This is a genomic window from Mycobacterium sp. NGS54 (assembly GCF_059812465.1).
Map to the genome: position 1 here is coordinate 494,347 of NZ_JCALCS010000005.1, position 25,654 is coordinate 520,000.

The following is a 25,654-nucleotide window of genomic DNA, read 5'->3' on the forward strand; positions in this document are numbered from 1 at the left end:
CGCACACAGTCCGCAGTAGTCTCGACGAACCTCTTCAAGCCTCGGCGTGTTTCGGCAGCGTATTCCGTTGTGCCCGTTCGGAATACCACCGTTTGACGGCGCACCTCACAAAAGGCCGTCAAATCTCGTCTCCTCAGGTGGGACGCTCTCATAATCCGTTGGTCGCGGGTTCGAGCCCCGCCCGCCCCACTTCAGAGGGCATTTTTCAAGGTCAGTTTTCGAATCATCGTTTATTAATCGTTTATGCGGACGCGTTGACCTGTGCCCAAGCCTCACACACCGCGCGCGGGGCGTCCCGTGGGGAGACCGTGAGGCGGGTTTGGCCGGCGAGCTGGTTCTGCCATTCGGCCTCTGTAGGCGCCTTCGTGAAGTCGTGCGGAGCCGGCGGTTGATTGGTCGGGCCGTAGCGCCGGTAGAGATTCTCGGCGGCGGCATCGATCGCAGGCGGCTGAGTGCCCAGAGGTCCCATAGGTCGCGAGAGGCGTGGCGGTCGACCCACGTCGCGGTCTTGGATGCGGCGAAACCGGGAAGCGTCGGCACTAACAGCGCGGCGGCGGGGGCATCGGTGTAGCGCTGGACCAAGGATCGTCGCTCGGTCGGCCACACGATTCGGTCCCGGGTAGACAGCAGTTGTAGTCGCACTGTCAGGCCGCCGGTGGCGCGGAGGATTGCAGGGCGGGTGTCGGGAACGCTGCTAAGTGCGGGGTCGAGCGTGAGTCGCCCGTGAGTGCGGGCGACGGCGCGGGGCAGGGTGGCGTCGATATCGGCGGCTACGGTCTGGCGGTCACCGATTGCGATGAGGTCGATGTCCTCGCTCAGCCGCCCGTTCGGGAGGTGGGTGCGGGCGAGCGCGGTTCCTCCGATGAAATGGATTCGGTCGCCGACTGCTCGGCTTAGAAAGGCAAGTAGATGGGAGATCAGGTGGTCGCGTTCGACTTGTTCGGTCGCGACACCGAATTGCTCCGCGACGACGGCTTTTTCGTCGCCGTTCACTGTCGGGCCCAGGTTCTGGCCCGTTTCAGCGATGCGCCGCGTCGTTGTTCGGTCGCCAAGGCTTGTAGGCGGTTTAGGTCGCTGCGTTCGTACAGCGCAGCCACGGCGCTCGGGATATCGATTTCGGCGTCGCCCAGTTGGGGGCGGTGGGCGAGGTCCAGGAGCGTCTGTTCGGGTGTGGTTACCAGCGTCGGCCCGAGCTCGGTGTCGTAGCGTTCGGCGTCCAATCCTTGGGTATTGCGCTTTACGAATCTGACGACCGCAGCGCGGTCGGATAGGGCGATGGGGCGGTGCTGGGCAGGGACGGCAACGGTCGCGGTGGCCAGTGCACGCGGAATTGCTCCGTAAAGCCGTGCTGCGCTGATGCCCATGACGACGATGTCATCCGGTCCGTAGATCGCCGAAGCAATGCCTGCCGCGGCGGTTTCCAAGCCCGGCATCCACCTACGTCTGACCATCTCTTGCGGCACTACAACGTAGTAGCCGTCGGCGAGGCGGTGCAGGACTCCACGTTCGGCGAGGCGGGCCAGTTGTGGGCGCGGGTGGGCGTAATGCTGCGCGGCGTCGGCAGGCCGAATGGTCTTCATCGGCGCCTGGGCCAGGCTGATTGGCAATGGGGTACTGCGCTCCTGCGCCATCTCCACTCCCAAGTATGCATTTCGTACCTTTAGAGAGTACGAAATGCATACTGATGATGCAAGGCCTCGTACCAGGCGACGCTATCGCTGTCGGCGGCGCGCACCGTCCGGTCCAGGAGGCCGGCCGCCTGGGAGTGGATGCGCCCGCGGTTCATGTAGTCCTTCATCATTGGCCCTCCGACGTAGCGCCTTTGTGTTGCGACGCTGGAGTCGATCTGGCCGAATCATGATGGGCTAATTCGTTTGATCCCTGACATTCCTTCGATGAGCGAGTTAACCGGGGCCGAGCAGCGGTATCAGGCCGTGCCGGCGGTGATCAGCGATGGGTTGTCGGTCTCCCAGCCTGCCGAAACCTCCGAAAGTGTAGGGAAACCCCCGATGCGCCGAGGGTTGTCTGATCAATAGCGTCGGATCCTGACGTTGCGCGCAAAAACGTCCGTGTAATCGGGGTCTCGTCCACGATCCGCGTCGGAAGGACTTTGGACATGAGCCATCCAGCGAGCATCTTGAAAGCCACGACAACGACGACGCTGGTCGCACTTACCGCACTGGCGTTGGCTAGTCCGGCGTCGGCGAATACTTACACCCAAGTTCCTCGCGGTGGATTGCCCGCAGCCGTATAGCCAGACGTGCACCCCGAGGCAAGGGATCCAAGTTGGCGGCAGCGGCACTCCCTACTACATCAGGTTCACCGCGGATCCCCATGCGTGCGCCCCGGGCGAGGTGCATATTTTCGTCGACGGGGCCGAGGTGGGCCATTCCCAAGTAGGGCTGGGAGTGCCTGCGCAGTTCTTCAGGGTTCCGCACGGGCCGGGAAATAATCACACGGTCGACGTGCAGATGGATGGAGTCCTGGGCGGCTGCAACAAGGGCGCAATGAGTGGTTGGTCCGGCACCCTTGAGGTCCAGACGGACGTGGACAAGGGCATCTGACGGATGTGCTTGTCCGGCTGGCCGATCCGGGAACTAGCCGGCCGCGTTGGGAAGCAGCGCCGGGCAGTTCCCGGCCGCGTCCGTCGCCAGTTCGAAGTGCCACAGCTCGTTCGCATAAATCCGGCATAGCCCGAAGCGCGACCCGTTGGACATCAGCCATTCGTCGGCGCCCGTACCCGCGACGTCGACCGCCTCGCCTGTGACGTGCTTAGACATCGTAGGGGTCTGCACGTATTGCCTCGCCGCGGCGAGGCTGCCGTAGGTCTGCACGGCGTTGTCCAGCAGCCGCTGCTGAAACTCCGGCGACCGCCAGCCCGAGGTGATGGTCATGGTTACACCGTCCGCGGCGGCCGCGGTGGCGGCGGCCTGAATCGCTTTCAACAACGCCGGGTCGAGGCGCGCGATTGCCGAGTATTGCATGTCGAACGGCGTCAGCTGGCCCCCGTTGGGCAGGGAACCGTCGCCGGGGTCGGCAGGAGGGGCCAACGGGACGGAGTGGTCGGCGAGCCTGATTGGAGTCCCCGGCGGATCAGACGGCGCGAGGAAACCCAACGCCACGGCAAAGGCGGCGGCCGACGCAACTGATCGCATGCTCCATCTCCTGGCTGTTCCCCGACGACACTCTACCGATGGGGCATCCGGGGGGCGCCTCGTCAAACCTGGCTAGTGGAAAACGGTTGCGTCTCTTGGCCCGCCAAGGCGATGAAGTTATAGATCGGCGTCGTGTCGTAGGTGTAGTGAGACGCGTTGGGGCCGGCCGCCAGGAACATTCCGCCGTTGTAGATCGCCTCGGTGATGGAGATGATTTCTTCAACCGAAGTGGCCGGGTTCACCAGCTTTAATGCGTCGCGCAGGATCGCGAAAATGTTTGGACTATTGGCATTTTGGACGATGTTGTAGATCTGCGTCTCGATGACTCCCGGGCCGGCCTCGGCCGTCCACGGGTCGGGGCCGACGGGGGCGTCCGTGTAAATATCGTTTCCGACACCAATGGTGTTGACGAAATCGCCCCAGAAATGCGTGACCGGCGTGAGTAGGTGTGGTGCGACATCTGCCGGCATCATGCAGGCCGGGCCCGAAACGCCACCGGTGACGACACCGTCGACATCGGCCGGCATCGGCCAACCGGCGAACTGGTTGCCTGAAGCGAACCCCGGCAACCGTTGGGGATTCCCCCAAACACCCACCGCGACAATGCGGTTCGCGACCTGCGGATTCAGCCACGCTATCGTGTGCAGGAACTGGCAGACGACGATAGCGCCCTGTGAGTACCCGAGCAGGATAATGGAATTGTCCGGATAGGACGGCACGCCGGGTGGCGGATTGATTTGCGTGCAAAGCCTATTCAGCTCGGCGACGCCGGCGTCCACGCTTGGGCCCATGGGGAACACGCTGGCCGGATAGTTACCGACAGGCTGCCAGTAGAACAGATCCGGAAACGCAGCCGCCAGCGCGGCTGCTACGCCTGCGGGTTGCGGGGGCGCGGTGTTCCACATGTCGACACCGGTTCCCGATACGGTCATCACTATGTGCGGCATCATGCACCCTTCAGCTGAAATGTGAACCAGCGATCAAAGGTGGGGTGCCCCGTCCGCGGCAATCCGACACTCAGAAGTTCCGCGTCCGGCCGCGCCTGCCGGCGGCGGCCATTACTTCCAGAATTCGTTCATGGGTTGGGCATACATGTCGTTGATGGTCAGCGGTCCCAGCGCTCCCGGCGAAGGACTCAAGGCGTCTTCGATGGTGGCCATCAGGCTGTACTGGTCGTAGTGGCTGGTGGCGACGAAGTGGCCGGACTGCATCGCCCCGGTCGCGGCGTTCACGGCGCCCGCGTTCGGGATGACGATCATCGGGACGTTGTTGCCCTGGTTACCGATGCCCAGCGACAGGTTGTTGTAGTCCTCGTCGAACGTGATGATGATCGCGTCGTGCTGCGTCGGGTCGGTCCACGTGTTCGAGCTCTGAATGGTGGACACCTGTTGCTGGACGAACTGGTCGCCGGCAGCGATGTTGTACTGGTGCGTCGTGAGCTGGCTGCCCACGAAGTTCAGCGCGCCGGTCGGAGTGCTGACGGGGCCTTCCATGTTGTTCGACTCGTTGGCGGCTATCCACGTGAATTTCGGTGCGGTGCTTGGGGTTTGCAGATCGTGGTTCAAATTCCCCAGCGGGAGCAGGTGGGTCGTCAAATAGTTCGGGTTGGGGTTGGCGTAGACGTAGTTGAACATCGCGAACGGCAATTCGTCGACGGCGTAGTCACCCGAGTCGACGATGGTGCCGGGGGCGGGCATGCTCTGTGCGTAACCGGCCCAGCTGACGCCCGAAGCATCCATCTTCGCCATGAGGTTGTTGTTTCCGAAGATGACGTTCGGCGGCGGGTTGACGTCGATGCCGTAGTCCGTTCCGCCGAGGATCCGGAAGTAGTTGGGATCGCTGGGGTGGCCGAGCGCGTAGTAGTTGTCCGCGTATCCGTAGCTGCCGATCAGGCTGTTGATGTACGGCGCGTTGGGGCTGCCGAGGATGTCGCCGACGCCGTGGTTCTCCATGTAGATGAGGAACACGTGATCCAGGTGGCCGACGTTGGACGTCGGGGTGGTGAGCGTCGGCGCGGTGAGGTTCGGATCGCCGACGGTGAACGACAGGTTGTCGCCGAAGGCGTTGTTGTAGTTGCCGAGGACCGGGTTGTGGTCGGCGAAGGTCGCGGTCACCACGGCTTTGGTGGTGCCCACCGGGATCGTCCCGGAGACGTCCCGTCCCTGGAATCCGGTGATTCCCAGGCGATCCAGCGACGTGACCGACGTGGTCGTGCCGGTGCCCAGAACGGCCCCGCTGTTGTTGAGGAAGGTGACCTTCAGCGACGCCGAGGACGGGTCGCCCAGGTAGCCGCCGAGCGTTCCGCTCAGCGTGTACGGCGTTGTGCCGGTGTTGATCTTGCCGGCCGCGGCACTCAGGTCGACGATTTGGCTGATGGTCGAGGTGGCCACGGGTCCGCCGCCGGCGAAGTTGCTGCCGCCGCCCGGGGGCGCGCTGCCGGGGAAGCCCAGGAAGCCTGGCAGGTCCGGGATGGAGAAGGGTCCCGGGTAACCGCGTGGGGTGCCGTAGGCGATGATCGTCGGGGTTCCGGTTACCGTCCAGCCCGGAATGGTCACGCCGCTGTAGCCCGACCCGGACGGATCGGCCGTTTCGAAGCCGGGGTTGACCAACAGGTTCGGGCTCATCGGCAATCCGGGGATCCCGTTGCGGCCGAGCAAAATCCCGCCGGTTCCCACCGTGCCGGGCCCGCCCAATAGGCCGGCGCCGGCGTTGCCGCCGTTGCCGCCGTTGCCGCCGACGCCGATTAGGATCGAACTGCCGCCGCCCCCGCCACCGCCACCGCTGAAAAGGGAAGTCGGGGCCACGTCCGCGCCGGCCGCGCCGGGACCGCCGTTGCCCACCAGCGACCCGCCAGTCCCGCCATGGCCGCCGTCCCCGCCGGGGCCCGCCGCGGCGAATCCGCCGGACCCGCCGGCCCCGCCGGAGCCGACGAATCCGGCGCTGCCGCCGGTCCCGCCCTGGCCGCCCGGATGTGGACCGACGGTTGCTGCCGAAGTGCCGCCTGCGCCACCGGCACCCCCGGAGCCCACCCAGCCCGCGGTGGCGCCGATTCCGCCCGGCCCGCCGGCGCCGTTGGTGCTGGATCCGCCGGTCCCACCGCCCCCGCCGGTGCCCGACAGCGGGCCGCCCGCCCCGCCGGTCCCGCCGGCCCCGCCGGCGCCCTGACTGCTGGAGCCGCCGTCGCCGCCGCCCCCACCGGGACCGAACAGCGAGCCGCCGCTGCCGCCGGGTCCGCCAGCTCCGCCGTCGGACTGGATGGACGCGCCGCCGACCCCGCCGTTTCCGCCGCCGGCGCCGAACAGTCCACTGAGCGGCCCGCCGGTTCCGCCGGCCCCGCCCGCGCCGGGTCGCAACCCACTGGTCAGCTGACCGGTTAACCCGCCGGGGCCGCCGACCCCGCCGGACCCCAACAACCCGCCGGCGCCGCCGGACCCGCCGCTGCCGCCGTTCCCGTCGGCTCCCACGGCGGCGGCGCCGACGCCGCCGGCCCCTCCGGGACCGCCGTTACCGAACAGCCAACCGCCGTGGCCGCCCATGCCGCCGGCCCGGCCGGGACCGGACGCCCCGAACCCGCCGGCCCCGCCGACCCCGCCGCTGCCCAACAGCCCGGCAGCGCCGCCGGCCCCGCCCGGCAGGCCGTTTGCGCCGGAGCCCCCGGCCCCGCCAGAACCGAGCAACCATCCGCCCGGCGCACCGGGGGCCCCGCTGCTCGCGGCGCCGGCGGCGCCGTTGCCGATCAGCGCGCGCCCGGTCAGCGCCACGCTGGGCGCATTGATCACATTGAGCGCCGCCGCCGGCATCAACACCCCGTTGGCGCCGGCGACGCCGTTGCCGCCGGCGGGCGCACCGAGTCCGCCGGTCCCGCCGGACCCGCCAATGCCGAGCAGCACCGCCCGGCCGCCGGCCCCACCGATCCCGCCGGCAAAGCCAGCGGCGCCCTGTGCGCCGGCCCCACCGGCCCCGCCGTCGCCGGCCAGAAGGGCGCCGGCGCCGCCGGTCCCGCCGGCTCCACCCGCCCCGGCCGACGCGAACCCACCCGCCCCACCGGTCCCGCCGAAACCGATCACGCCGGCGTCCCCGCCGGCCCCGCCGTGGCCGCCGGTGCCGCTGCCGAAGTTGTTGCCGCCGGCGCCGCCCGAGCCGGCCGAGCCGAGCAGCCAGCCGGAGTGGCCGCCGGTACCGCCGGCCCCGCCGTCGCCGCCGAAGCCGGTGCCGCCGACACCGCCGGGACCGCCGTTGCCCACCAGCAGGGCTCCGGCGCCGCCGGGCCCGCCGGCACCGCCGGCGCCGGTCGCGCCTAACCCGCCGGTGCCACCGGCGCCACCGGCACCGACCAGCATGCCGCCGGCTCCGCCGGCACCGCCCGCCCCGCCGGTGTCCCCGGCTCCGCCGACCCCGCCGGCGCCGCCGCCGGCGCCGAGCAGCCCGCCGAGCAGCCCACCGGCCCCGCCCGTCCCACCGACACCGCCGGTTCCGGTCGACGAGAACCCGCCGACCCCGCCGGGCCCGCCGGCGCCGAACAATCCGCCGGCCCCGCCGGTGCCACCCGTCCCGCCGGGCCCGGCCGTCGCGAAGCCGCCTGTCCCGCCGGTCCCGCCGGTGCCCAATAGCCAGCCGCCTTGCCCGCCCGGTCCGCCGGCCGCGCCGCTGCCGCCCGCCCCGCCGGCCCCACCCGTGCCGATCAGCCCCGCGGGGCCGCCGGCCCCGCCGGCGTTACCGGCCGCGCCGGACCCGCCGGCCCCGCCCGAACCGAGCAACCACCCGCCGGCCCCTCCAGGGGCGCTGGTCCCGGGGGTTCCGGGGGCGCCGTTGCCGATCAGCGGTCGGCCGGTAAACGTCAGGCTGTACGCATTGAACGTGTCCAGCAGGTTCCGCTCCACGGCCTGCAGCCCGGGGAGCTGGAGAAACGCCGCGCTGGTGGCCTCGGCGGCCGCGTAGGAGCCCGCGCCGCCGCTCAACGCCTGCATGAACTGCTGCTGAAACGCGACCGCCTGGGCGCCCATCGTCTGATACGTCTGCGCATAGTTGCCGAACAACCGCGCGATCGCCGCCGACACCTCGTCGGCGGCCGCCGGCACAATCCCCGTCGTCGGCGGCGCCCACGACGCCGTCGCCTCTTTGATCGCCTCCCCGATTCCGCTCAAATCCGCCGAGGCCGCGGCCAAGGCCTCTGGTGCTGCGATCAGGAAAGCCGACATTTTCGACTCCCATCAAGTTCAACGGGGAGACTCGGACCGCTAACTCTATTTAATGAAACCCAGGAAAGTGAAGCCCTTCTGGGCGCGACACGACGACTATTTCCGCAGGGTGAATTGGTTGAGGTCGGTGTAGCCCTTGCGGAAGAGGTTCGCGCAGCCGGTCAGGTACTTCATGTACATGTCGTAGACCTCTTCGGACTGGATCTCGATGGCCTCGGCCTTGTGTGCCTCGAGGCCCGCGGCCCAGACGTCCAGGGTCTTGGCGTAATGCCGCTGCAGCGACTGGCGGCGCTTCAGCTTGAAGCCGGCCTTCGCCGAGAACTGCTGCACCATGTCGATGGTCGGCAAAAAGCCGCCGGGGAAGATTTCGGTTTTCATGAAGTCGCTGAATTCGACTATCGCCGGAGTGAGCGGCAAGCCGGACTCGATGATCTCCTTTTCCGAGAGCACGGTGATCGTGTGCAGTAGCATCGTGCCGCCGCTCGGCAACAGCTCGTAGGTTCTTTCGAAGAAGGCGTCGTAACGGTCGTAGCCGACGTGTTCGAACGGGCCGATCGCGAGGATCCGGTCCACCGGCTCGTGAAACCGCTCCCAGCCCTCCAGCAGCACCTTCTTGGAACGCGGGCTGTCCGACTCGGCGAACAGCTGCTCGACGTGGGCGACCTGGTTCTTGGACAGCGTGATGCCGATGACGTTGACGTCGTATTTCTCGATGGCCCGCATCATGGCCGCGCCCCAGCCGCAGCCGAGGTCGAGCATCGTCATGCCCGGCTGTAGGCCCAGCTTGCTCAGCGAGAGGTCGATTTTGGCGATTTGCGCCTGTTCCAAAGTCATGTCGTCGCCGCCCAGCCAGTAGGCGCACGTGTACATCTGGGTGCGGTCGAGGAACAGGCGGAAGAAGTCGTCGGAGAGGTCGTAGTGCGATTGCACGTCCTCGAAATGCGGCGTCAGCTCCTCAGCCATCTTGATGTTGCCTCCAATCCCTGTGCGGCTAGGGGTTTGTGGATCGATCCACCCGAGGTGACCGTGGCTTGAGGTTACGACGACGCCCGTCGTCCTTGCCAGAGATGCGTCTAGCCCCCTGCGTGGGCGAGATCGATGGCGTACTGATTCACGAAGGTGCCCGCCGGCGGATCACCCTTGTCGCACGTTCCGTCGGATTCCCCGGGACGCTTGATCCACAAGTAGGCGTCGGCGTGCGCGCCCGCGGTGGCGGTGGTCGGGGGAGTGCCCAGCCCGCGGCCGCTGGGGTTGCACCAGTTCAGCCCGGAGTCGGGCGCCGGCCCGGCGCCGTTGCGCGACGTGTCGATCACGTAGTGCGACCCGTTCGTGAGCCCCGAAATCGCTTCCCCGTAACCGATTTCGTCCCCGGTGGTGTAGAAGTTCGCGGTGTTGAGGCTGAAACCGCGCGCCCGGGCGACATCGACCTTGTTGAGCCTGGCGGCCATGTCCTCAGCGCTGTGCCAGCGCAGGTGGCCGCCGTCGACGTAGAGGGCCGTGCCCGGGTTGCGCGTCAGCGTGTCGACGGCGTAGCGAATCAGGTCGTAGCGTTCCTGGCGCTGGTCGGCCGACAGGCAGTCGGCCATCGCGAGGGCATCGGGTTCGAGGATGATCACCGTCCGGGTGCCGCCCACCTGGGATGCGATCCCGTCAATCCAGCCGCGGTAGTCGTCGGCCGTCGCCATGCCGCCCGCGGCGAAGCTGCCACAGTCGCGGTGCGGAATCCCGTAAATCGCCAGAACCGGGATGGCGCCGGCGGTCGCCGCGTCGCCGGTGTACTTCGCAACCGTCGATGCGGAGGAGCCCGGGACGATCCAGTACGCCTGCGGCGTGTTGGCGATGGCGGTCAACTCGGGACTCGGCGGATCGGCGTGCTGCGCGGCGCGCATCGCGGCCGAGCTGGGATTCACGTAGAAGGGCATGCCGGCCAACGGATTGGCGTCATCGGCCAACCGCACCGACGGGGCGGGACCGACGTGCCCCGGGTTGGCTAGAAAAGCCGCAACAGTTAGCAAAGGGGCGACCCACCGCGCGACCGCGCCAGCTGAGAACGTCACCCCAGGAAATTAGCAGCACGCGACGCAGATCGCGGACGTAGGTGATAGCGCGCTCCGTGCGCCTGTCTACCGGAGAGACCGCGCGTCGAGACCGAAATGATCGGACCGAGGCAAACCATCGGGTTTCGCGGCCCGCGCTGGCAGTGTAGCGATTTGTGCGGGTGTGGCTGAGTGGCTAGGCAGCGGCCTGCAAAGCCGTAAACACGGGTTCGAATCCCGTCACTCGCTCCGCGAAATGCGCGGGGCGGCCGCGTCCCTCCGGGGCTAAGGGCCAGCAGTTGGCCCAAACGTCTATTTGCCAGCCCTGGTGATTTTCGCCGTCACGATAATCGTGGTTCGCCTTGTCGACCTGTACTTATGGAGGTCAAAATAGCGCCGCGCATGGCGCCTGGTTAGTGCCTAAGGGCTGGTCGGGCTGCTAACGGCTATGTTCGTTCGCTTGATGGGTCTGACGATTTTGCGACACGCAGCCTGTAAACTTGGTGCGAATGCACGGGAGCCCGGTGGCGAAACTGACAAGCGGTAATAGCAACGGCCGTCCGCGTGGCCGGCCGCGCCTGACAATCGATCGGGACGCGGTCGCCGACGCGGTCGCGGAGCTTTTCCACGAGGGTGGCTACGAGGCCGTTTCTATCGTTGACACCGCCGAGAAACTGTCGGTTTCGCGCGCCACGTTGTATCGCACCGTTCCAACCAAGCAGGACCTCTTAGGCATTCTCTTCGAACGCAGTACGCGTGAGATGACGGAGCGAGTTGAGACGGCGGTCTGCGACATCGCCGATCCCGCGGACCGGCTGAAAGCGATGGTTCGCCTTCAGTCAGAGGCGGCGGTGCAAATGCGCAGCTACCTGCACGTCTTGTTTGACGGCGGTGACCTGCCCAGCGACGTCGTCCAGCGTTGGCGCAAGTGGAGTCGGCAATTCGAGAAGCTGTGGCTCTCGGTGGTTGCCGCCAACATGGAGGCCGGCTACATCGAAAAGGGTGATGTGGTCATCACTACACGACTGATCCTCGGGATGATCCTTTGGGTATCGCGGTGGTACCAGCCCAAGGAAAAGATCACCGCGGAGCAGATCGCAGACGAAGCCATCCGGCTGCTGCGTCTGGGAGGGCCGGTCGGCGCGCGGAAAGCCGTTGGACGACAACGACTTCGGAGACCGCGCGCCGGAACTTAAGGCCGAGGCGCGGGCGTCTGCGCTGCAGGCGGTCGTCGCGATTTGCGAAGGGCGACTCTCCGGGCGTGGTATCGGGGAAGGCCTACACCGATGTCGACGAAGTGATCGATGCCGCCGAAGATGGCGAAGGTGTCATCTTGGTCCGAATCTCGACAAGACCCGACGACGTGCAGGGAATGGATGTCGGGTTTCCGTGTCCAGGTGCCGAGCTCCCAGACCCCCGTGCGAACCGCATCAACAAACGAAGCTTCGGTCAGGCCACCAGCCCAGAAGTAGGTGTTTCGTGTCAGTGTCGGGTAGCTGTCGTGCGCGCCTTCCGGGTGCGGCGGGCCCGGGATTCGGGAAGCGGGCACAGTCCGTTGCGGACAAAGGATTGGGCGTTGGACACGATGCCGTCGACGGAGTCGCGGCGCCGGTCGCTCCATTCGGCCGTCCAGTTGAGCGTTCCAAGGACCAGCAGCTGCAGGTAACGGACGTCAAGGTCGGCGCGGATCTGCCCGCCGGCAACCGCATCCTCGAGCAGCTGGCGCCACAGCCGTCCATACCTCGCTTCCTCTCTCAGCTGACGTGCGCGGAGGTGCCGTGGGAGCTGTCCGGAATTGTGGATCGAGGCGGTGGCATAGTCGGAGGTCTCGAGCTCGTGCCGCAGATGGGCCTCGACGGCCGTCACGATCCGATCCAGGGGCGAGGTATCCGGTGGCAGATCGTCGAGGACCTGTTGTACGTGTTTGCACAGTGCGGCGACGCCGCAGTACATGACCTCTTCGATGAGTTCTTCGCGGGATGCAAAGTAGTAGTAGATTGCCGGTGCCTGTATCTCGGCGTGTTCGGCGACATCCGAGAGTCTCGTCCCGGCAAACCCTTTCGCGCTCAACACGTGCGCGGTCGCATCGAGGATGCGGGCACGGGTGCGGGCGGACTTGGATTCATTTTCGATGGTAGGTCCGCTTTCAGATGCCTCGGTAGGTTTTATAGCCACGGTTAAAAGATATCGTGGCCGCGGTTCGCGCCTGGATCTCGGTGGGATAAATGGTTTCGGAGTGGCGGTCAGACTATTGGTACACCTTCGGGTGCGGTGCTCCAGGCTCGAGCCGCGTTTTTGGTGGCCGGCCACGGGCATCTGGAGAACCCGGAGGGACTAGGGCCGGGGCTCCCGCTCAACGTGCATGGATCGCAATCCACCGATCCGCTGGCCCAGATACCGCTTGTCGACCTCGGTCGGCCCCGGGCTGGCGACCAGCTTCCCAGTTGCACAGTGATCTGCATTGGCTCCTGAGGCCCGTCCGCCCGACCATGAATTGACGGCATAGATTACCCTTATGCGCGTTCTTCGCCTGTTCGGTGTGGTCCTCACGATCCTCACGGCGGGCCTGCTGCTGGCAACGCCCGGCGGCGCGCAACCGCCGTCCAAGCTCACCGATCACATCACTGACAACACCGGGGCGTTGACCGATTCCGGCCGGACGGCGGTCAGCTCGGCGATCGACCGGCTATACCGCGATCGGCACATTCAACTGTGGGTGGTCTACGTCGACAACTTCTCCAGGTTCAAACCCGAGAACTGGGCCGACCGAACCCGCGGCGTCAGCGAGATGGGCGACTACGACGCGCTGCTGGCCGTGGCAACGAACACCAAGCTGTACGCGTTCAGCGTGCCACCGAATCTGCAGGGCCTCACGGTAGCCGAGTTAAACAGCCTGCGCAGCAACAAAATTGAGCCAGCGGTGAACGCCAAAGACTGGAGCGGCGCCGCAGTCGCTGCGGCTGACGGGCTGAACAAAGCGCCAAGTTCGTCCAAGCAGATCTGGGTGTTGATCGCGATCGGCGTCATCGTCGCCGTGGTTATCGTCGTCGTGGTTCTCGTTCTCTATCGCCGCCGTCGCCGCCGGCGTGCCGCGCAGCGGATCGACACCCCCGATGGCCAGGTCGACATCGACGCGCGCTCGTTGGCGCAAGCGCTGTCCACCGCGGATGCCAGATTGCGTCAGATCAGCGACTACGTCGCCCGGCATCGCCAGAGCCTCGGCTCCGACGCCCAGCGCCGTTTCGAAGAGGCGAAACGGCACTTGGAAGCGGCGCACGGCAAGGAAACAACAAACGAGCCGGAAGCAATTGCCTATGCCAACAGGGCGTCGACCCTGGCCGCTCAGGCACAGACGTTGGCCAACGCCGACGTGATGGCGGCGCACCGCCCCCCACGACGTCGAGGCACCGCCTCGACGCGATGATCGGCCGGTTCACCATCGGCGATCGCTTCCGCCGGATGGCGGGAATCGTCGTGAGAATGTCCTTGCCGACATATCGCCATGGGGTTGACCATCGACATATGGGCATAACCCTGCGCGCTGCCGCCGTCCAGTTAGACGCCGTCCTCGTCGACGTCGATGCCAACCTTGTCGCCGTCGAACGCCTGGTCGATGAAGCCGCGGCTGCCGGCGCAACCGTGATCGCCCTGCCGGAGTTCTTCACCACTGGCATCGGCTTTCTGCCGGAACTCGCAGATGCCGCGTTACCGCCGGACGGCCAGGCCACCGAGTTGCTGTTGAGCCTGGCCCGACGCCACGGCGCCATGATCGGCGGGTCGTTCTTGGCCGGGGACACCGACGGGCACGTGCGCAACGCCTACCTGTTGGTGACGGCGGAGGGCGTGGTGGGTCGCCACGATAAGGACTTGCCCACCATGTGGGAGAACGCGTTCTACATCGGCGGCTGCGACGACGGCGTGATCTCGGCCGGCGAGCTCACGGTGGGCGTCGCGATGTGCTGGGAGCTCATGCGCACGCGGACGGTGCACCGGCTTCGCGGGCGCATTGACCTGGCGATGACTGGATCGGGCTGGTGGTCGGTTCCCGGCTGGCACCCGTCGGCCATCTTCCGCCGGATGGAAACCCGCAACGCCGCAACCGCCCGGCGAGCGGCCCAGTCCTTCGCCGGCTACGTCGGCGCGCCGGTGCTGCACGCCGCACACGCCGGCTCGCTGCGATGCCGAATGCCTTGGCTGCCAATCGATTACAGTGGTCGCTTCGAGGGTGGAACGATGATTGTCGGCGGGGACGGTGTGGTACTCGCCAGCCGTGACAAGGAGCAGGGTGAGGGCGTCGTCGTCGCTGATATCGATGTCGGCCGTTGTGCACCGAAAACGCAGCCTCCGGGAGGCTTCTGGCTGCATCGGCGTGGACTCCTGCCGGCCGCCGCATGGCATTATCAGCGGCTGCACGGTAGGCGGTTTTACCGCCGTCATGTCGCCCGCGAATTCGATTTGGGCCGATACGCGGGTAGCGCGGTTCGCGGCTGACCCTTGCTTGAATAAAGCGCACGTTCCCAGATTGTGGCCAGTGTGTCCACGAGCGCATGCATATCCGCATCAGAGGTTTCAGGGGTCAGCGTCAGCAGCCGGTGAACGTTCATGGTCACCAAAGCCGTTGCGGCACCGCGGGGATCGAGAAGGCCGCTGTCCGCGCCACCAATGATCGCCTCGGCAACCGTGACCACGGGGTCGACTAGGGCCGCGCGGGCCGCGGCCACCTCGGGATCATCGCCAGCCGACCAGAACACCGCACGCAGAATCGCCCCGTGCCGGCGGTAGGTGTGTGCCGCGCTCAGCAGCGCCGCACGCCCGGCCGCGACGGGATCCTCGGCCTGGCGCCATTGGGCCAGGGCCGCGTCCGCCTCGACACGCAGGGGCCGCACCAGTGCGCCGATCAGTTCGGCGCGGTCGCGGAAATATACATAAAAGGATTTGCGCGACAGCGTGGTGCGATCCATGATCGCTGCCACGGTTACGGCGTGGGCTGGCTGCTCCGCGAGCAATGCGGCCGCCGCCTCGAGGATTTCGCGGCGAGCCTCCGCGGGAGCGCGACGGCGCCTTCGAGAGGGACTTGATCCTTGGCCGCGAACCACTCCCGTTACTGCCACGGTGGCAGTATAGTCGTGGCGGTTAATGCCGCAGTGGCATTAACCGTATTTGGAGGAGGTTCCGATGCGAGCTGGCTGGACGGGGAGGGGGAGCGCGGGCCGCTGGTATTGCGCGGCCGTTGCGTTATTTCTCGGTGTGCGTGCGACCGCAACGCTGGTGGCGGGGGCAAGTTTCAACTTGCCCGGAGATGGCTGGCGATCGGTCTGGCAGCTGGTGATGGTCGTTGTGCTCGCCGTCGGTGTCGCGTACCCCCCAGCGGCCCCCGCGGCAGCGGTGACGGTTGGCCTGACCTATGCAGTGGCCACCGGGCTCGAGGTATTGCACGGCACCGACCTGGTGGGTGTGGTCCCGGTCGACATGCGCGACCGCATCGTTCACCCGCTGCTGGCGGGGCTCGCCTTGATCTGCGTGCTGCTGGGACGGAGTCGCAGCGCCGACCGGCAGCCGTCGGACCGCTGACCCGACTTGCCGGGCGAGCGTTGCACGCGCGCCTCGGACCCCCGGCGGCGTGGCCTCACAGGTCCGTAATCGGACGCGCGATTCGCGTGTTAACGGCACGAAAATTGTGAGCCCGCGATTGCGACGCCGCGACGGCTCGCTGCCGGCCCGGTTTTCAGCGGTCGAGTCTTCCAGCAGCGCCTTTTCCCCTCCATCGGCAACACCCGGGCATGCCCGACGCCTCTCAATATGACCGCGGTGTTAACCCGAGCGCACAACCGGGCTAGGCCGTCGGTGCGAACTTTTGAGCGGCCAAAAACCTCCCTTACGCTCGGTAAATGACCGCGCGATAGGCCCCGTTTGAGAGGAGGCGCCATGGTCGATCTCAACGCGAATCACCAGACCGCCGCCGACGCCTTGCTCGGGTTCAGCAAATACTTTCATCGGGGCGAGATCTCGGCGGATCACCGCGCGCTGCACAAGGTCGGTGGCCGGTCGGCGGATGACTTCTACCGGGATCGCTGGGCGCACGACAAGGTGGTCCGCTCGACCCACGGCGTGAATTGCACCGGCTCGTGCTCCTGGAAGATCTATGTCAAGGACGGCGTCATCACCTGGGAGTCCCAGCAGACCGACTACCCGTCGGTCGGAGCCGACAAGCCCGAATACGAGCCGCGGGGCTGCCCCCGCGGGGCCTCGTTCTCGTGGTACACGTATTCGCCTGCCCGCGTGCGCTATCCGTACGTGCGCGGTGTGCTGCTGGAGTACTACCGCGAAGCCAAGGCGCGACTCGACGACCCCGTGCTGGCGTGGGCCGACATCGTGGACGACCCGGAGAAGGCAGCCCGCTACAAGACAGCGCGCGGTAAGGGCGGGTTTGTCCGGGCCGAGTGGTGGGAGGCGGCGGAGATCGCGGCCGCGGCACACGTGCACACGATCAAGAAGTACGGCCCCGACCGGGTGGCCGGCTTCTCACCAATACCGGCGATGTCGATGGTCAGCCACGCCGTTGGGGCACGGTTCATTTCGCTGATCGGCGGGTCGATGCTGTCGTTCTACGACTGGTACGCCGACCTTCCGGTTGCCTCGCCGCAGGTGTTCGGCGACCAGACCGACGTTCCCGAATCGGCCGACTGGTTCGACGCCGGCTACCTCATCATGTGGGGCTCCAACGTCCCGGTCACCCGGACGCCCGACGCGCACTACATGACCGAGGCGCGCTATCGCGGTCAGAAGGTGATCGTGGTCTCGCCCGACTACGCCGACAACACCAAGTTCGCCGACGAATGGCTGCCGGCGCGGCCGGGAACCGATGCCGCGCTGGCGATGTCGATGGGCCACGTGATCCTCAAGGAATTCTTCGTCGACCGGACAACCCCCTACTTCTCCGACTACGTGAAGAAATACACCGACCTGCCGTTCCTGGTGACGCTGACCGAGCGCGACGGGGCCTGGCTGCCCGGAAAGTTCCTCACCGCTGCCGATCTCGGGGACACAAGCGAAGGCGCGTCGTCCAAAACGGTGCTGCTCGACGCGCAGGCCAACCCGGTGGTGCCGAACGGCTCGCTGGGGCATCGCTTCACCGCATCCGGCGAGGGCAACTGGAACCTCGACCTGCACGGCGTCGACCCGCTGCTGACGTTGTATGGCGCCGACGGCGACGCGGCCGCCGTGACGCTGCCCCGGTTCGACAGTAGCCGCCCGGACGTGCTGACCCGCGGCGTGCCGACGAAGACCATTGCCGGGCAGCGGGTTACGACGGTGTTCGACCTGTTGCTCGCGCAATATGGCGTGCACCGCGACGGCCTCCCCGGTGAGTGGCCGATGCACTACGGCGACGCGAGCCAGCCGTACACACCGGCCTGGCAGGAGCCGATCACCGGGGTCTCGGCCAAGGCGGCCGAACGGATCGCGCGCGAATTCGCCGACAATGCGGAGCGTTCGGGTGGCCGGTCGATGATCTTGATGGGAGCCGGGACCAATCACTGGTTTCACTCCGACCAGATCTATCGTTCGTTCCTCACGCTGGTGATGCTGACCGGTTGCCAGGGCGTCAACGGCGGCGGCTGGGCGCACTACGTCGGGCAGGAGAAGTGCCGACCGGTCACGGGTTGGTCCACGCTGGCTTTCGGGCTGGATTGGCAGCGGCCGGCCCGGCAGATGCAGGGCACGGTGTTCTGGTACCTGGCGACCGACCAGTGGCGCTACGACCGGTTCACCTCCGAGGTGATGGCGTCCCCGACGGCCGTGGGCCGGTTCGCGGGCCGGACGGCGGCCGACAACATCGCGCTGGCGAGCCGGCTGGGCTGGATGCCGAGTTATCCGACGTTCAACCGCAACCCGCTGGATCTGGCTGACGAGGCCGAGCGCCTGGGCAAGGACGCGGCGGCGCATGTCGTGGACGGGCTGAGGTCCGGCCATCTCCAATTTGCTTGCGAGGACCCGGATGCGCCGGAGAACTTTCCGCGCTGCCTGACGGTGTGGCGCTCGAACCTGCTCGGCTCGTCGGCCAAGGGCAACGAGTACTTCCTCAAGCACCTGCTCGGCACCGACTCCAGCGTCGCCGCCCGTGACGAGGATGCCGTGCGTCCGCAGGAGGTGCGCTGGCGCGACGAGGCACCGATCGGGAAGCTGGACTTGTTGCTGTCGTTGGACTTTCGCAACACCAGCACCACGCTGTTCTCCGACATCGTGCTGCCCGCGGCCACCTGGTATGAGAAGCACGACCTGTCCAGTACCGACATGCATCCGTTCGTGCACGCCTTCTCGCCGGCGATCTCCCCGCCGTGGGAGACCAAGACGGACTTCGACGCGTTTCACCGGATCGCGCGGGGGTTCTCCTGGCTGGCCGACAAGCACCTCGGCAAGCGCAAAGACATCGTGGCGATGCCGCTGCAGCACGACAGCGCCGACGCCACCGCCCAGCCGGGAGGGCGCGTGCTGGACTGGAAAACCGGCGAATGCGACCCCATTCCGGGCAAGACAATGCCGCGGCTGGTCATGATCGAACGCGACTACCCGGCGGTCGCCGAGAAGATGGCGGCGCTGGGGCCGATGGTGGAAACCGTCGGGTTGACCACCAAGGGCGTGACGACGCATCCCGACGCGGAGGTCGAATACCTGCGCGGCGTCAACGGCACCGTCGTCAGCGGCATGGCGGTCGGGCGGCCGTCGCTGGCCAAGGACATTCACGCCGCCGAGGCCATCCTGGCCCTGTCCGGCACGACGAACGGGCGGCTGGCCGTCGACGGATTCGAGGCGCTGCAGCGCCGCACCGGCATCGAGCTCGCCGACCTCGCCAAGGAGAACGAGGGGCGGCGAATCACCTTCGCCGACACGCAGTCTCGTCCGGTACCGGTGAACACCTCGCCGGAGTGGTCCGGTTCGGAGACCGGGGGGCGCCGGTACTCGCCGTTCACCATCAACACCGAGCGGCTCAAGCCCTGGCACACGTTGACGGGCCGGCAGCACTTCTACCTCGATCACGACTGGATGGGTGAGCTGGGGGAGCAGTTGCCGATCTTCCGCCCGCCGCTGGACATGACGGCGCTGTTCGACGAGCCGGCGGTCGGCGACACGAGCGGCGGGATCACCGTGCGGTACCTGACGCCGCACTCCAAGTGGTCCATCCACTCGGCCTATCAGGACAACCTGCACATGCTCACGCTTTCCCGTGGCGGGCAGGCGATTTGGATATCCGACGTGGACGCGGCGAAGATCGGCGTCCAGGACAACGACTGGATCGAATGCACCAACCGCAACGGGGTGGTGAACGCGCGCGCGATCGTCAGCCACCGGATGCCCGAGGGCCTGGTGTTCATGTACCACGCGCAGGACAAGGCGGTCGATGTGCCGCGCACCGAGAAGACCGGCAAGCGCGGCGGCATCCACAACGCCCTCACCCGGATCATGATCAAGCCGTCACACCTGATCGGGGGCTACGCCCAGCAGTCCTTCGCGCTGAACTATCACGGCCCCACCGGAAACCAGCGCGACGAGGTCACCACGATCAGGCGGCGCTCGCAAGAAGTGGAGTACTGACGCATGAGAGTCATGGCTCAGCTCGCGATGGTGATGAACCTCGACAAGTGCATCGGGTGTCACACCTGCAGCGTCACCTGCAAGCAGGCCTGGACCAACCGCGGCGGCGTCGAGTACGTCTGGTTCAACAACGTCGAAACCCGCCCCGGGCAGGGATACCCGCGCCAGTACCAGGACCAGGACAAGTGGAAGGGCGGCTGGACACTCAACAAGCGTGGCAAGCTGACGCTCAAGTCGGGGTCTCGGATCAAGCGGCTGCTGAACATCTTCGCCAACCCCGACCTGCCGACGGTGTCGGACTACTACGACCCGTGGACCTACGACTACGAGAACCTGCTGTCCGCGCCGGCGATGGACACCACGCCGGTGGCCCGTCCCAAGTCACTGATCACCGGCCAGGACACCAAGGTGACGTGGGGCGCGAACTGGGATGACGACCTGGGCGGGGGACCGGTGCAGATCGGCCGGGATCCACTGCTGGCCAAGGTGTCCGACAAGGTGAAGCTCGAGTTCGAGCAGACCTTCATGTTCTACCTGCCGCGCATCTGCGAACACTGCCTGAATCCGTCGTGTGCGGCGTCCTGCCCGTCCGGCGCGATCTACAAGCGCAGCGAGGACGGCATCGTGCTGGTCGATCAGGACCGCTGCCGCGGATGGCGGCAATGCGTCACCGGCTGCCCCTACAAGAAGATCTACTTCAACCACAAGACCGGCAAGGCCGAGAAGTGCACGTTCTGCTACCCGCGGGTCGAGGTGGGCATTCCGACCGTGTGCTCCGAGACCTGCGTCGGCCGGTTGCGCTACATCGGGGTGCTGCTCTACGACGCCGACGCGGTGGCGGCCGCGGCGTCCGTGCAGGACGAAAAAGACCTCTATCCAGCGCAACTCGGCGTGTTCCTCAACCCGCACGATCCCCGGGTCGTCGCCGAGGCGGAGCGCGCCGGCATCTCCGGCGAATGGATCCAGGCCGCCCAGAATTCGCCGGTCTATCGCCTGATTGTCGACTATCAGGTGGCGCTGCCATTGCATCCGGAGTACCGCACGATGCCGATGGTCTGGTACGTCCCGCCGCTGTCCCCGGTGGTCGACGTGCTCGCCGAGACCGGCCACGACGGCGAGAACCGCAACAACCTGTTCGGCGCCATCGACGCGTTGCGCATCCCGATCGAGTACCTGGCCGAGCTGTTCACCGCCGGCGACGTCGGGCCGGTTCGCGCTGCGCTGCAACGGCTTGCGGCGATGCGCTCGTACATGCGGGCGGCGAACCTGGGCGAGGCATTCGACGACTCGATACCGGAGTCGGTGCGGCTGAAGGGCGAAGAGATCGAAGCGATGTACCGGCTGCTGGCCATCGCCAAATACGCCGACCGCTACGTGATTCCCAACGGCGCGGGATCGGACGCGCACCGCCTCGATGCGCTCGCGACCGGGTGCAGCCTCGACGGCGACGGCGGGCCCGGCATGACGGCGTTCGACGCGATGGCCGAGAAGTTTCACCTCACCAACGGCAACGGCAACGGCAGCAACGGCAACGGCGGCAAGCCGGTCAACCTGCTCAACTGGGACGGCCGCAGCACCGACGGGTTGGTGCCGACAAAGTGAAGATGCTGACCCTCACCCGCAGGCCGGCGGCCAACGCGGCAGGCCTGTCCGAGCGCGACCGGCGCCTGGTGTGGCGCATCGCCGCCCTGCTGCTGGACTACCCGAGCGAAACCATGCTCGCGATGACCGACCAACTCGTCACGGCCGCAGCGGAATTGCCCGACTCGGTGGGCATTCCGCTGCTGCACGTCCTGAACGAATTGCGCGGCGTGGACCCGATGCGGCTCGCCGCGCGGTACGTCGAAACGTTCGACATGCGCCGGCGCGCCAGCCTGCACCTGACGTACTACGCCTACGGCGACACCCGCAAGCGGGGGATGGCGCTGCTGCGCTTCAAGCACGCCTACCGTCAGGCGGGTCTGCAGCTCGGCGACGGCGAACTGCCCGACTTCCTGCCGCTCGTCCTCGAATTCGCCGCGACGATCGATCAGCTGCAGGGGGAGCGGCTGCTCGGCGAGCACGTCCCGGTGCTCGAACTGCTGCGACTGTCCCTGGCGGACAGCGGCTCTGCGTACGCCCCGGTGTTGGTGGCGGTCCTGGCGACGCTGCCGCCGATCAGCACCGCGGATCGGCGCCGCATCACCGAGCTGGCCGCGGAGGGGCCCCCCGAGGAAGAGGTCGGGTTGGAACCGTTCGCGATGGATCCGATGGTCTCGGGCGGCCGGCGATGAACACCGTGTTGTGGATGACGGTTCCGTACGTCGCGTTCACGTCGTTTCTGCTCGGCCACGTCTGGCGCTACCGCACCGATCAGTTCGGTTGGACCACACGGTCGTCGCAGAGTTACGAGAGCCGGCTGCTGCGCATGGGCAGCCCGCTGTTTCACTTCGGGCTGCTCGGCGTGGTCGGCGGTCACATCGTCGGCCTGCTCATCCCCGAATCGTGGACGTCGGCGATCGGGGTCTCGGAATTCTTCTACCACGTGATGGCAGTCACGATGGGCTCGCTCGCGGGCTTCGCGGTCGTCACGGGAGCGGGAATCCTGTTGTACCGGCGTATCACTGTGCCCGCCGTGCGCAAGGCGACGACCCGCGGCGACAAGGTGATGTACCTGCTGCTGGTGGGCGCGCTGGTGACCGGGATGCTCAACACGCTGACCAACGTGTTCGCCGCCTACAACTACCGCGACACGGTCTCACCGTGGTTCCGCAGCCTGTTTTCGCTGCATCCGGCGATGGAGCTGATGGCCGGCGCGCCGTGGACCTTTCAGCTGCATGTGCTGATTGTCGTTGCACTGCTTGGTATCTGGCCCTACACGCGGTTGGTGCACATGTTCAGCGCCCCCGTCGGCTACCTGACGCGTCCGTATCTGGTGTACCGCAGCCGCGACCCGCAGAAGGCGTCCGCCAACCGCTACGCGAGAGCATGGGCCGCGCCCGAACCCCCGCCCGCGCGTAGCCGCTGGGTATGACGCGATCCGGCATCTAACTCACAGCACTTCGGGGCCGGCTTGTGAGCGGCTTGTAGCAAGCAGGTCATCGCGGGCAAGCCTTGCCGCAACAACACTTTCGTACGGTTCACGCATGCGCCAACACACGATTGACGACTGGGACGCCGAAGACGTCGACGCCTGGAACAACGGCGGGGCGAAGATCGCCCGCCGCAACCTGATCTGGTCCATCTTCGCCGAGCACATCGGATTCTCGGTCTGGTCGATCTGGTCGGTGATGGTCCTTTTCATGCCGCAGAACGTTTACCACATCGACGCCGCGGGAAAGTTCTTCCTCGTCGCGATGCCGGCACTGGTGGGAGCGATTCTGCGCCTGCCCTATACGTTCGCGACCGCGACGTTCGGCGGCCGTAACTGGACGGTGTTCTCCGCGCTGGCACTGTCATTGCCCACGGCGTTAACGATGTACTTCATGGCCCACCCCGGCACGTCCTACACGACCTTCATGGTCGTGGCGGCGATCGCCGGCTTGGGTGGGGGCAACTTCGCGTCGTCGATGACGAACATCAACGCGTTCTATCCGCAGCGGCTCAAAGGTTGGGCGCTGGGCCTGAACGCGGGTGGCGGCAACATCGGCGTCGCGACGATCCAGATCGTCGGACTGTTGGTTATCGCCACCGTGGGCAACCGTTCGCCGCACTTGGTGTGCGCGGTTTACATGGTCCTGCTGTCGATCGCCGCGGTTGCCGCCGCGCTGTTCATGGACAATCTGACCAACCAGCGCACCAATGGCCGCTCGATGATCGACGTGATGGCCTACCGCGATTCGTGGCTGATCGCCGTGCTGTACATCGGAACGTTCGGGTCGTTCATCGGCTTTTCGTTCGCGTTCGGCCAAGTGCTGCAAATCAGCTTCCTGGCCAACCTGAGTCACGGCGCCAAGGTGACTCCGGCGATGGCGGCCCACGCGGCGCTGCACGCCGCGCAGATCGCGTTCATCGGACCGCTGCTGGGCTCGATCGTGCGGCCGATCGGCGGCTGGCTGTCCGACCGCATCGGCGGTAGCAAGGTCACGCTGTACACGTTCGCGTTGATGATTGCCGCGGCCGGCTGGCTGGTGGCTTTCGGCGCGATGGGTGACGCCAAACATCGCGCCCCGTCGGGCGGCATCCTGCTCGCCTACGTCGTCGGGTTCGTCGCGCTGTTCATCTTGTCCGGGATCGGAAACGGGTCGGTATACAAGATGATTCCGTCGATCTTCGACGCCAAGGCGCAGAGCAACGACGGCCTTGACTCCGCCGAGAAGGCCGACTGGTCGCGTCGGATGTCGGGCGCGCTGATCGGGATCGCCGGTGCCATCGGCGCGCTCGGCGGCGTCGGCATCAACGTTGTGCTGCGGGCGTCGTACCTGTCGCCGGCGAAATCCGCGACTACGGCGTTCTGGGTCTTCCTGGGCTTCTACGTGTTGTGCGCGGTGATCACCTGGTTCGCCTACGTCCGTACCCCCGCCACGGCCCGCGGCGCCAAGACCGCAATGGGCACAGAAGCGCTGGCACCGGCGGCGTGATATCGCCCCGTTGGGAAGCAACGGGATTCGAGGCGTCACGCCGATAAGAACGGCTTGATTGGCGCGATCCAGATCGGCGAGAGCAGCACCGGGTCGGTCCACGCCGGCCACAGCAGCGCCGGGTTCGCACCCGGGGGCGGCCAGTTGTTGTCGTTGGCATAGGCCCATACCTCCCACGGGTTGTCGTAGTACGACGCCGTCTCGACCAGGCTGAACCAGTCCAGGTTCGGGTGGGTCAACCAGTAGCCCGTACCGACGAAGTAGCCGCCGACCGCCCAAGCGGCGTAACTGGTTTGGAAGAGTGGTCCGAAGATCCTGCTCTGCCAGACGTGGACCTCTTCGTGGTTGACCATCACGTCATCGGCACCTGGCCCGGTTCCCAGGTGGGTGGTGACGTTGCCCATCGTGGTGGCGAAGCCGGGCAGCCCGATGCCGCCGCGGTAGACATGCGAACCCACGAGCGCGCTGAACGCCGAGTCGTAGCCGCCGGCGTTCGGCGTGAACGCATTTAGTGCTTGCACGCCGTAGCCCAGTGCCGTGCCCTCGAAGCCCCAGGTGTAATCCAACAGAAACGCGGCCCAGCCGCGCCAGTCGCGGAAGTTGTAGATGCCGAATTCGCGCTGAACGAGCTGGTTCAGGTCGCTGATCGCCGCGTCGGCAACCCCCGTCCCGGCCGCACTGCCGGTGCCGACCAACGGGCGGCCCAACAACGCCTCGGCGGAAGCGTTGACCGCACCCAGCAGCGACGCCCCCGCGTCCTCCGCGCCCGCATACGAGCCGGCCGCCGAGGTAAGAGCCTGCACAAACTGCTGTTGAAACGCTCCGGCCCGGGCGCTGAGCGCCTGATACTGCTGCCCGTAGCCGCCGAATAACGCCGCCACCGCCTGCGAGACCTCATCGGCGGCGGCAGCCGTCATCCCCGTGGTCGGGATGGCGGCCGCCAGATGCGCCGCGCTGACCGCCGCGCCGATGGTCTCCAAATCCGTGGCGGCCGACGTCAACAACTCCGGGGCCACCACCAGAAGCGACACGTTTCCTCCTCGTCCCTGTTGCCGATGAAGCGTATTCACGTCTCGATTCGGCAGGTGGGTTTTCGACGCATCGGTAATCGCGCG

The 25,654-nt window shown here is 66.7% G+C and carries 19 protein-coding genes, 1 tRNA gene and 1 pseudogene; 10 read left to right on the forward strand and 11 right to left on the reverse strand.

Translation table 11 applies throughout. From position 1 onward, the window contains the following. Window positions 1–105: 105 nt before the first annotated feature. From AC5Y5E_RS18320 to AC5Y5E_RS18355, 8 genes are all read right to left on the reverse strand, one after another. Window positions 106–993 (reverse strand): nucleotidyl transferase AbiEii/AbiGii toxin family protein, encoded by an 888-nt coding sequence (locus AC5Y5E_RS18320; RefSeq protein WP_499904108.1) that lies wholly within the window; start codon window positions 991–993, stop codon window positions 106–108. Beyond that, the gene (locus tag AC5Y5E_RS18325) at window positions 990–1,631 is read right to left on the reverse strand and encodes a type IV toxin-antitoxin system AbiEi family antitoxin domain-containing protein (RefSeq protein WP_499904109.1); all 642 of its coding nucleotides are present in this window, start codon (window positions 1,629–1,631) and stop codon (window positions 990–992) included. Before AC5Y5E_RS18325 ends, AC5Y5E_RS18320 begins: the two co-directional genes overlap by 4 nt. 29 nt (window positions 1,632–1,660) lie before the next feature. Next, the gene (locus tag AC5Y5E_RS18330) at window positions 1,661–1,801 is read right to left on the reverse strand and encodes a hypothetical protein (RefSeq protein ID WP_499904110.1); all 141 of its coding nucleotides are present in this window, start codon (window positions 1,799–1,801) and stop codon (window positions 1,661–1,663) included. Window positions 1,802–2,597: 796 nt separating this feature from the next. Continuing rightward, window positions 2,598–3,155, reverse strand: coding sequence for a M15 family metallopeptidase (locus tag AC5Y5E_RS18335; protein WP_499904111.1), 558 nt, complete (start codon window positions 3,153–3,155; stop codon window positions 2,598–2,600). Window positions 3,156–3,217: 62 nt separating this feature from the next. Beyond that, entirely contained in the window at window positions 3,218–4,087 is an 870-nt protein-coding gene (locus AC5Y5E_RS18340) for a cutinase family protein (RefSeq protein WP_499904112.1), read from the reverse strand. 126 nt (window positions 4,088–4,213) lie between these two features. Next, entirely contained in the window at window positions 4,214–8,353 is a 4,140-nt protein-coding gene (locus AC5Y5E_RS18345) for a PE domain-containing protein (protein ID WP_499904113.1), read from the reverse strand. Window positions 8,354–8,449: 96 nt separating this feature from the next. Beyond that, window positions 8,450–9,316, reverse strand: coding sequence for a cyclopropane mycolic acid synthase family methyltransferase (locus AC5Y5E_RS18350; protein ID WP_499904114.1), 867 nt, complete (start codon window positions 9,314–9,316; stop codon window positions 8,450–8,452). Window positions 9,317–9,426: 110 nt separating this feature from the next. Further along, a complete protein-coding gene (locus AC5Y5E_RS18355; RefSeq protein ID WP_499904115.1) occupies window positions 9,427–10,410 on the reverse strand; it encodes a glycoside hydrolase family 6 protein in 984 nt (327 codons plus the stop codon). A gap of 157 nt (window positions 10,411–10,567) precedes the next feature. Here AC5Y5E_RS18355 and AC5Y5E_RS18360 point away from each other — a divergent pair. Then, window positions 10,568–10,638: transfer RNA gene (locus tag AC5Y5E_RS18360), tRNA-Cys, on the forward strand. A gap of 275 nt (window positions 10,639–10,913) precedes the next feature. After that, entirely contained in the window at window positions 10,914–11,585 is a 672-nt protein-coding gene (locus tag AC5Y5E_RS18365) for a TetR/AcrR family transcriptional regulator (RefSeq protein ID WP_499904116.1), read from the forward strand. 286 nt (window positions 11,586–11,871) lie between these two features. On the opposite strand, the gene AC5Y5E_RS18370 is transcribed toward AC5Y5E_RS18365, so the two are convergent. Further along, window positions 11,872–12,564, reverse strand: coding sequence for a TetR/AcrR family transcriptional regulator (locus AC5Y5E_RS18370; RefSeq protein ID WP_499904117.1), 693 nt, complete (start codon window positions 12,562–12,564; stop codon window positions 11,872–11,874). A 340-nt stretch (window positions 12,565–12,904) separates the two neighbouring features. Between AC5Y5E_RS18370 and AC5Y5E_RS18375 the strand changes: the two genes are divergently transcribed. Together AC5Y5E_RS18375 and AC5Y5E_RS18380 are read left to right on the forward strand one after the other, a co-directional pair. After that, window positions 12,905–13,813: a TPM domain-containing protein gene (locus AC5Y5E_RS18375; RefSeq protein WP_499904118.1), complete on the forward strand. Its 909-nt coding sequence runs from the start codon at window positions 12,905–12,907 to the stop codon at window positions 13,811–13,813. Between the two features lie 98 nt (window positions 13,814–13,911). Further along, window positions 13,912–14,880: a carbon-nitrogen hydrolase family protein gene (locus tag AC5Y5E_RS18380; protein WP_499904119.1), complete on the forward strand. Its 969-nt coding sequence runs from the start codon at window positions 13,912–13,914 to the stop codon at window positions 14,878–14,880. Here AC5Y5E_RS18380 and AC5Y5E_RS18385 read toward each other — a convergent pair. Next, complete coding sequence (locus AC5Y5E_RS18385; protein WP_499904120.1) at window positions 14,823–15,500, reverse strand: TetR/AcrR family transcriptional regulator; 678 nt, start codon at window positions 15,498–15,500, stop codon at window positions 14,823–14,825. The genes AC5Y5E_RS18380 and AC5Y5E_RS18385 overlap by 58 nt on opposite strands. A 136-nt stretch (window positions 15,501–15,636) precedes the next feature. Here AC5Y5E_RS18385 and AC5Y5E_RS18390 point away from each other — a divergent pair, with 136 nt between their 5' ends. The 6 genes from AC5Y5E_RS18390 (at window position 15,637) to AC5Y5E_RS18415 (ending at window position 24,539) form a co-directional block, all read left to right on the forward strand. Beyond that, window positions 15,637–15,960, forward strand: a complete 324-nt coding sequence (locus tag AC5Y5E_RS18390) for a hypothetical protein (RefSeq protein ID WP_499904121.1) — start codon at window positions 15,637–15,639, stop codon at window positions 15,958–15,960. A 354-nt stretch (window positions 15,961–16,314) separates the two neighbouring features. Continuing rightward, window positions 16,315–19,980 (forward strand): nitrate reductase subunit alpha, encoded by a 3,666-nt coding sequence (locus tag AC5Y5E_RS18395; protein WP_499904122.1) that lies wholly within the window; start codon window positions 16,315–16,317, stop codon window positions 19,978–19,980. Between the two features lie 12 nt (window positions 19,981–19,992). Beyond that, window positions 19,993–21,582, forward strand: coding sequence for a nitrate reductase subunit beta (gene narH / locus AC5Y5E_RS18400; RefSeq protein WP_499904123.1), 1,590 nt, complete (start codon window positions 19,993–19,995; stop codon window positions 21,580–21,582). Beyond that, window positions 21,579–22,253, forward strand: coding sequence for a nitrate reductase molybdenum cofactor assembly chaperone (gene narJ / locus AC5Y5E_RS18405; protein WP_499904124.1), 675 nt, complete (start codon window positions 21,579–21,581; stop codon window positions 22,251–22,253). The genes narH and narJ overlap by 4 nt, the downstream gene beginning before the upstream one ends. Then, window positions 22,250–22,993 (forward strand): respiratory nitrate reductase subunit gamma, encoded by a 744-nt coding sequence (gene narI, locus AC5Y5E_RS18410; RefSeq protein ID WP_499904125.1) that lies wholly within the window; start codon window positions 22,250–22,252, stop codon window positions 22,991–22,993. The genes narJ and narI overlap by 4 nt, the downstream gene beginning before the upstream one ends. A 112-nt stretch (window positions 22,994–23,105) precedes the next feature. After that, window positions 23,106–24,539 carry a nitrate/nitrite transporter gene (locus AC5Y5E_RS18415; protein WP_499904126.1) on the forward strand — a complete coding sequence of 478 codons (1,434 nt, stop codon included), beginning with the start codon at window positions 23,106–23,108 and terminating at the stop codon, window positions 24,537–24,539. 656 nt (window positions 24,540–25,195) lie between these two features. Here AC5Y5E_RS18415 and AC5Y5E_RS18420 read toward each other — a convergent pair. After that, window positions 25,196–25,570: pseudogene (locus tag AC5Y5E_RS18420) on the reverse strand (PE family protein); the annotation flags it as partial. Between the last annotated feature and the right edge of the window lie 84 nt (window positions 25,571–25,654).